This window comes from Kitasatospora sp. NPDC056783 (genome assembly GCF_042789895.1).
In the GTDB taxonomy this organism is placed as follows: domain Bacteria; phylum Actinomycetota; class Actinomycetes; order Streptomycetales; family Streptomycetaceae; genus Kitasatospora.
In genome coordinates this window covers 1-8,368 of record NZ_JBHUAF010000384.1, presented here as the reverse complement: position 1 = coordinate 8,368, position 8,368 = coordinate 1, and the positions used below count along the sequence as shown (strand labels likewise).

The window sequence follows — 8,368 nt, the reverse complement described above, 5'->3', positions numbered from 1 at the left end:
GACTGGCGGTGACGCCGTGATCTGACCGTCCCGGCTCTGGGCCCTGCCTCCGCTCCCCGGCGGAGGCAGGGCCCTTGCGCGTCCCGGCCCGCCACCGCCACCACCGCCACGCCACCGCCAACCGCCCCGGCCCGGCCCCGCCCGCCCGCACCCGCACCCGCACCCGCACCCGCCGGACCAGGGCCGGTAGCGCCGAAATATAGGGCCGTCCCGGAGATTGGTCCCAGCCGGACACGTGTACGCCCGGCATCGGGCGCCGCGGCGCGAGGCGCTCGCCGAGTCGGTTGAAAGGCTTCCGATGCTCGCCCAGACCACGACCACGGTGGAGACCGCCCGCTGGTTCCGTACGTACGCCGCCCGGCCGAACGCCCGGGTGCGGCTCGTCTGCTTCCCGCACGCCGGCGGCGCGGCCGCGGCCTTCCGCGACCTCTCGGGCCGGCTGCCCGCCACCGTCGAGCTGACCGCCGTGCAGTACCCCGGCCGGCAGGACCGGTACGGCGAGCCCCCGGCACCCGACCTGGACACCCTGGCCGGCGAGATCGCCACCGCCGTCGAACCGCTGCTCGACCGTCCGGTGGCGTTCTTCGGCCACAGCCTCGGCGCCACCGTCGCCTTCGAGACCGCCCGCCGGCTGTCCTCCCGGTACCGCCCGGCCCTGCGCCACCTCTTCGCGTCGGCCCGCCGCGCGCCCGCCGTCCCGAACCAGGGCCCCGGCATCGGCCATGACGACGCCTCCGTGCTCGCCTACGTCCGCGGCCTCGGCGGAACCGGCGCCGCGCTGCTGGAGGACGAGGACCTGCGCGAGATGGCCCTGCCCGTGCTGCGGGCCGACTTCCGCCTGGTGGACACCTACCGGTACTCCCCCGGCGCGCCGCTGCTCTGCCCGATCACCGCCGTCGTCGGCGCCGAGGACGGCGCCTGCCGGCCCGAGCACGCCCGGCGCTGGGCCGAGTGCACCGCCGCCGGCTTCGACCTGCGGGTGCTGCCCGGCGGCCACTTCTACCCGGAGACCCACCCGGCGGAGCTCACCGCCCTGCTCACCGGGGCGCTCGGCGTCCCGGCCGTCTAGGCCCGCGCCGCAGGAGAGGACCCGACCCCATGCCACACGACCCGTTCAACGACCCGGCCGGGCGCTACCGCGTGCTCGTCAACGACCTCGGCGAGCACTCCCTCTGGCCGGTCTTCGCCGCCGTCCCGGCGGGCTGGTCCACGGAGCTGGACGACGCCGACCGCGCCACCTGCCTCGCCCACCTGAACCGGCGGGACACCGCGCCGGCCGCCGCCACCCCGACCGACCCGACCGACCCGACCAGGAGGGCCGAGCGCCATGTCTGACCCGAAGGCCCCCGCCCCCCTCCGGCTGCCGCTCTCGGCGCCCCAGACCGGCATCTGGTTCGCCCACCAGCTCGACGCCTCCGGCTGCCGCTACAACATCGCCGAGTACAAGGAGATCCACGGCCCGGTCGACCACGCACTGCTGGAGACCGCCTGGCGCCGGCTGCTGGAGGAGGCCTGGACCTACCGCGTCACGCGGGTCGTCCAGGAGCCCGACGGCCTGGTGCAGTACGTCGCCCCGGACGCCCGGGACCGCTCGCTCCCGCTGCTCGACCTGAGCGCCGAGGCCGATCCGGCCGCCGCCGCCCGGGCCTGGATGGACGAGGACCTGACCCGCCCGGTCGACCTGGCCGAGGGCCGGATCCAGACGTTCGCGCTGATCAGGCTGGCCGAGGACCACCACTACTACTACCAGCGGGCCCACCACGTCACGATCGACGCGTACGGCGGCTCCCTGGTCGGCACCCGGGTCGCCGAGGTCTACACCGCGCTGAGCCGCGGCGAGGAACCCGCCGAGTGCGCCTTCGACCCGCTGCCGGCGGTCCTCGCCGAGGACGCCGCCTACCGCGCCTCCGAGGCCGCCGAGGCCGACCTGCGCCACTGGGTCGAGAAGCTGGCCGACCGCCCCGAGCCGCGCCGTCTGGTGACCCGCACCGTCGACCCCGGCGCCGACCGCCCCGCGGTGGGCTTCCACCGCCGCACCGCCACCCTCTCCCAGGAGCACGCCGACCGGCTGAAGCGGCTCGCCCGCTCCGCCCGCGCGCCGTGGTCCGTCCTGGTGATCGCGCTGTGCGCCGCCTACCTCCAGCGGATGACCGGGCAGCAGCGGCAGATCATCGGCATGCCGGTCACCGGCCGCACCTCGCCGGCGGCCCGCCGCACCCCGTGCATGGCCTCCAACTGGGTGCCGCTGCTGCTCGACGTACGGCCCGAGGAGACCGCCGCCGAGCTGGTGCGCCGGACCGTCGGCGAGGTGCGCGGCGGCCTCAAGCACCAGATGCCGCGCTACGAGGACGTCTGCCGGGCGCTCGGCCTGACCGGCTCGGCGGACGGCCTGGTCGGCCCGACCGTCAACATCATGGCCTTCGACTCCGAACTCCGCTTCGGCGAGCACCCGGCCTTCGCCCACAACCTGTCCAACGGCCCGGTCGACGACCTGTGCATCGCCTTCTACGACCGCGCCGACGGCCAGGGCCTGACCGTCGACTTCGACGCCTGCCCCGAGCTCTACCCGCCCGCCGAGGTGGCCGAGCACCAGGACCGCTTCCTGCGCTTCCTGCGCGCCGTCCTCGACACCCCGACGACCCCGCTGGGCCGGGTCGACCTGCTCGACCCCGAGGAGCGCCACCGGCTGCTCACCGAGTGGAACTCCGCCCTCGACCGACCGCCGTACGCCGAGGGCGCGCTGGAGGCCTTCGAGGCCCAGGCCGCCCGCACCCCCGACGCCCCCGCCGTCGTCCTCGACGGCACCGCCGTCAGCTACCGCGAGCTGGACTCCTGGGCCAACCGGCTCGGCCACGGGCTGCGCGCCGCCGGCGCCGGGCCCGACACCGTCGTCGGCGTGCTGCTCGACCGCACCCCGGCCCTGCCCGCCGCCCTGCTCGCCGTCTGGAAGGCCGGCGCCGGGTACGTCCCGATGGACCCGTCCTGGCCGGCCGGCCGCATCGCCACCGTGCTCTCCGACGCCGGCGCCGTCGCCCTGGTCGCCGACCGCCCGGCCGGCTTCACCGGCCCGGTGCTCGACCCGGCCGCCGTGGCCGGACTGCCCGACACCCGCCCGGACGTACCGCGCGACCCGGACCGCCTCGCGTACGTCATCTACACCTCCGGCTCGACCGGCCGCCCCAAGGGCGTCCAGATCGCCCACCGCTCCCTGGCCAACTACCTCGGCTGGGCGGTCCAGGACTACACCGGCGGCGGCACCGGCACCGGCGGCGGCGCGGCGCTCTTCTCCTCCGTCGCCTTCGACCTCGTCGTCCCCACCCTGTACGCGCCGCTGATGACCGGCGCGCCCGTGCACCTCTTCCCGGAAGGCCGCGACCTCGCCGAACTCGGCGCCTGGCTGGCCGAGTCGGGCCCGTTCGACTTCCTCAAACTCACGCCCGGCCACCTGGAGATGCTCGCCCACCAGCTCGCCCCGGCGGAGGCGCGCGGCCTCGCCCCGGTCCTGGTGGTCGGCGGCGAGGCGCTGCTCGGCCGGGTCGCCGAGCAGTGGTGCGCGTGGACCGGCGCCCGGGTCGTCAACGAGTACGGCCCCACCGAGATCACCGTCGGCAACTGCGTCTTCGACGTGACCGGCCCGCAGCCCACCGAGGTGGTGCCGATCGGCCGCCCGATCCCCGCGACCAGCATGTACGTGCTCGACGCCGGCCTCGAACCGGTGCCGGTCGGCACCGTCGGCGACCTGTGGATCGGCGGCGCGGGCCTGGCCCGCGGCTACCTCGGCCGGCCCGAGCTGACCGCCGAGTGCTTCGTGCCGGACCCGTTCGGCCCGCCCGGGGCCCGCCTCTACCGCACCGGTGACACCGCCAGGGTGCTGCCGGACGGCGACGTCGACTACCTCGGCCGCGGCGACGACCAGGTCAAGATCCGCGGCTACCGGGTGGAGATCGGCGAGATCGAGGCCGTCCTCGGCCGCCACCCCGAGGTCGCCCAGGCCGTGGTGCTGGTCCGCGAGGACCGCCCGGGCGAACGCCGGCTGGTCGCCTACGCCGTGCCCGCCACCGGCGCCGCGCCCGACCCGGCCGGACTGCTGGACTTCGCCGGGCAGTCGCTGCCCGAGTACATGGTGCCGGGCGCCGTGGTGACCCTCCCCGCCCTGCCGCTCACCGCCAACGGCAAGGTGGACCGCGCCGCGCTGCCCGCCCCCGAGCAGCCCTCCGCCGAGGACGCCCGCGCCCCGCGCGGCCCGCGCGAGGAGCTGTTCTGCGCGCTGCTCGCCGAGGTGCTCGGCCTGCCCCGGGTCGGCCCCGACGACTCCTTCTTCGAGCTCGGCGGCGACAGCATCATGTCGATCCAGCTGGTCGCCCGGGCCCGCCTGGCCGGACTGGCCATCACCGCGCGGGACGTCTTCACCCGGAAGACCGCGGCCGGTCTCGCCGACGCCGCGCTCGACCTCCCGCAGGCCGCCGCCGAGGCCCCCGGCACCGGGACCGGCCCGCTGCCGGCCACCCCGATCGTCCACTGGCTCGCCGAACACCCCGGCGCCATCGAGCAGTTCGACGCGTACAACCAGTCGCTGACGCTACGCGTGCCGGCCCTCGCGACCGAGGCCGAGCTCACCGCGGCCCTCCAGGCCCTGCTCGACCACCACGACGCGCTACGGCTGCGCACCACCGCCGACTGGCGGCTGGAGACCACCGCCCCCGGCACCGTGCCCGCCGCCCTGCGCCGGGTCGACGCCACCGGCCTCGACGGGACGGCGCTGCGCGCGCTGCGTTCCGCCGAGGGCCGCGCCGCCCGCGCCCGGCTCGCGCCGCGCGAGGGCGTCACGGTCCAGGCCGTCTGGTTCGACCGCGGCCCGGAGCACAGCGGCCTGCTCCTGCTGATGATCCACCACCTGGTGGTCGACGGCGTCTCCTGGCGCGTGCTCGGCCCCGACCTCGCCGAGGCGTGGCAGGCCGTCCACGAGGGCCGCACCCCGGCCCTCGCGCCGGTCGGCACCTCCTACCGGGGCTGGGCCCGACGCCTGTCCGCCGAAGCCGAACGGCCCGAACGCGAGGCAGAACTCGGCTGGTGGCAGGCCGTGTTGACGACCTCGGACGAGCCGCCGGCCGTCGACCCGGCCCGGGACACCCACGGCAGCGCCGAACGCCTCACCCTGCGGCTGCCCGTCGAGATCACCGAGCCGCTGCTCACCACGCTGCCCGCCGCCTTCCACGCCGAGGTCAACGACGTCCTGCTGACCGCGCTGACCCTGGCCTGCGACGGCGAGGCCCTGGTCGACCTCGAAGGCCACGGCCGCGAGGGCGACACCCTCGGCGGTGCCGAACTGTCCCGCACCGTCGGCTGGTTCACCAGCCTCCACCCCGTCCGGCTGGCCTCCGGCCCGCTCGACCTGGCCGAGGCCAGGGCCGGCGGCCCGGCCGCCGGCGCCCTGCTCAAGCGGGTCAAGGAACAGCTGCGCGCCGTCCCGGACAAGGGCATCGGCTACGGGCTGCTGCGCCACCTCAACCCGCGCACCGGCCCCCTGCTGGCCCGGCTCGCCACCCCCGGGCTCGGCTTCAACTACCTCGGCCGGTTCGCCGCCGCCGAGGGCGACTGGGCCGTGCTGCCGGAGCTGGACGGCCGGGTGCCCGGCGCCGACGACCGGATGCCGATGGCCCACGCCGTCGAGCTCAACGCGCTGACCCAGGACGGCCCGGACGGCCCCGAGCTGGTCGCCGAGTGGAGCTGGGCCCCGGGACTGCGCTCGGCCGACGAGGTCCGCGCGCTGGCCGAGGGCTGGTTCACGGCACTGCGCACGCTGGTCGAGCACGGCAGCCGTCCCGGCGCCGGCGGCCGCAGCCCCTCCGACCTCGCCCCGGCCGGGCTCAGCCAGGCCGAGATCGACCGGCTGGAGGCCGAACACCCGGGCTTCACCGACGTGTTGCCGCTCTCCCCGCTCCAGGAAGGCCTGTTCTTCCACGCCCTCTACAACGCCCAGGACACCGACGTCTACCTGGCCCAGCTGGAGCTGGACCTGGACGGCCCGCTGGACGCCGGAGCGCTGCGCGCCGCCGCCGAGGCCCTGCTCGACCGGCACGCCAACCTGCGGGCAGGCTTCCGCACCGGCCCCCACCGGCCGGTCCAGGTGATCCCGGCAAAGGTCGAACTCCCCTGGCGTGAAGCGGACTTGAGCGCGGATCCAGAAGCCGCCGGCGCGTTCGCCGCCGAGGAGCGCGCCCGCCCCTTCGACCTCGACCGCCCGCCGCTGCTGCGCTTCGCGCTGCTCCGGCTCGCCGACGGCCGCCACCGCCTGCTGCTCACCAACCACCACCTGCTGCTGGACGGCTGGTCGATGCCGGTCCTGATCCAGGAGCTGCTGGCGCTGTACGCCGCCGGCGGCGACACCACCGCGCTGCCGCGCGTCCGCCCCTACCGCGAACACCTGCTCCACCTGGACGGCAAGGACCGGATGGCGGCCAGGGCCGCCTGGCAGGCCGCCCTGGCCGGGCTGGAGGAGCCGACCAGGGTCCGGGCGACCACGCCCGGACGGGTGCCGGTGCCGCCGAAGCGGCTGGAGTTCCGCGCACCGGCCGAGACCGGCACCGGACTGGCCGCCCGGGCCCGGGCCCACGGGCTGACCCTCAACACCCTGCTCCAGGCCGCCTGGGCGATCACCCTGGGCCGGATCACCAACTCCACCGACGTCACCTTCGGCGTCACCGTCTCCGGCCGCTCGGCCGAACTGCGCGGCGCCGACCGGATGGTGGGCCTGTTCATCAACACCCTGCCGCTGCGCCTGCGGCTGGACCCGGCGGAGCCGCTGACCGCGCTGCTCGGCCGGCTCCAGGACGAGCAGTCCGCCCTGCTGGAGCACCAGCACCTGGGCCTCGCCGAGTTCCAGGAGCTGGCCGGGGTCGGTGAACTCTTCGACACCGCCATGGTGGTGGAGAACTATCCGCTGGACGCCGCGGCGCTGCACGCGCCGGTCCGCGGGGTGCGGCTCGCCGACGTCCGGGTCCACGACGCGGTGCACTACACGCTCGGCCTGATGGCCCTCCCGGTGGACGACACCGTCACCTTCCGGCTCGACTTCCAGACCGACCTGCTCACCGAGGCCGAGGCCCGGGAGATCGCCGACCGCCTGCTGCGGGTGCTGGCCGCCCTCGCGGCCGAGCCGGAACTGCCGCTCGGGCGGCTGGACGTCCTGGCCCCCGAAGAACGCCACCGGCTGCTGACCGAGTGGAACGACACCACCCGCCCGGTCGCGCCCGCCACCTTCCCGGCGCTCTTCGAGGCCCGGGCCGCCGCCCACCCGCAGGCCGTCGCGCTCTCCTTCGGCACCGAGCGGGTCACGTACGGCGAGCTCAACGAGCGGGCCAACCGCCTCGCCCGGCTGCTGACCGAGCACGGCGCGGCCCCCGAACGCTTCGTCGCGATCGCCCTGGAACGCTCGACCGAACTGATCGTCGCCCAGCTCGCCGTCCTCAAGGCGGGCGCCGCCTTCCTCCCCGTGGACCCGCGCTACCCGGCCGACCGGATCGCCTACATGCTCGGCGACGCCCGCCCCGCCCTGGTCCTCACCAGCGCGGACCTGGCCGACGGCCTGTTCGCGGACAGCCCGGTGCCCCGCCTGCTGATCGAGTCGCTCGACACCGCCGGCCACTCCCCCGCGGACCTGGCGGACGGGGACCGGCGGGCGCCGCTGACCCCCGACCGGGCCGCGTACGTCATCTACACCTCCGGCTCCACCGGCCGCCCCAAGGGCGTGGTCGTCACCCACACCGGCCTCGCCAGCATGGTCGAGAGCCAGCGCGAAGGACTGGCCGTCACGCCCGACAGCCGGGTCCTGCTGTTCGCCTCGCCGTCCTTCGACGCCGCCGTCTGGGAGCTGGGCATGGCCCTGCTCACCGGCGCCCGCGCCGTCCTCGGCGACGCCGACCAGCTCCTCCCCGGCCCGGCACTGACCGAGCTGATCGCCGACCAGGGCGTCACCCACCTCACCCTGCCGCCCACCGCCCTCGCCGTCCTCGCCCCCGACGCGATCCCCCAGGGCGCCACCCTGGTCGTCGCCGGCGAGGCCTGCCCGCCCGACCTCGTCGAGCACTGGTCCGCCCGCACCCGGATGGTCAACGCCTACGGCCCCACCGAATCCACCGTCTGCGCCAGCATGAGCACCCCGCTCAGCGGCCGCGCCAACCCCCCGATGGGCCACCCCGTCGCCAACACCCGCCTGTACGTCCTCGACTCCAGCCTCCAGCCCGCCCCCACCGGAGTCACCGGCGAGCTCTACCTCGCCGGCGCCGGCCTCGCCCGCGGCTACCACGGCCGCCCCGACCTCACCGCCGAACGCTTCGTCGCCGACCCCTACGGCCCGCCCGGCAGCCGC

At 76.1% G+C, this 8,368-nt stretch carries 3 protein-coding genes; all 3 read left to right on the top strand.

The features are described 5' to 3' along the window. Positions 1 to 298: 298 nt before the first annotated feature. Positions 299 to 1,069 carry a thioesterase II family protein gene (locus tag ACFRMQ_RS34365; RefSeq protein WP_380734699.1) on the top strand — a complete coding sequence of 257 codons (771 nt, stop codon included), beginning with the start codon at positions 299 to 301 and terminating at the stop codon, positions 1,067 to 1,069. 29 nt (positions 1,070 to 1,098) lie between these two features. After that, positions 1,099 to 1,335, top strand: a complete 237-nt coding sequence (locus ACFRMQ_RS34360; protein ID WP_380734698.1) for an MbtH family protein — start codon at positions 1,099 to 1,101, stop codon at positions 1,333 to 1,335. Further along, the coding region (locus ACFRMQ_RS34355; protein ID WP_380734697.1) for an amino acid adenylation domain-containing protein at positions 1,328 to 8,368 on the top strand (7,041 nt) is incomplete at its 3' end. The genes ACFRMQ_RS34360 and ACFRMQ_RS34355, both read left to right, overlap by 8 nt.

What these genes read in the sequence shown, in the direction of transcription:
- ACFRMQ_RS34365 (WP_380734699.1), top strand. Translation starts at nt 299, where the DNA reads ATGCTCGCCCAGACCACGACCACGGTGGAGACCGCCCGCTGGTTCCGT.
- ACFRMQ_RS34360 (WP_380734698.1), top strand. Translation starts at nt 1,099, where the DNA reads ATGCCACACGACCCGTTCAACGACCCGGCCGGGCGCTACCGCGTGCTC.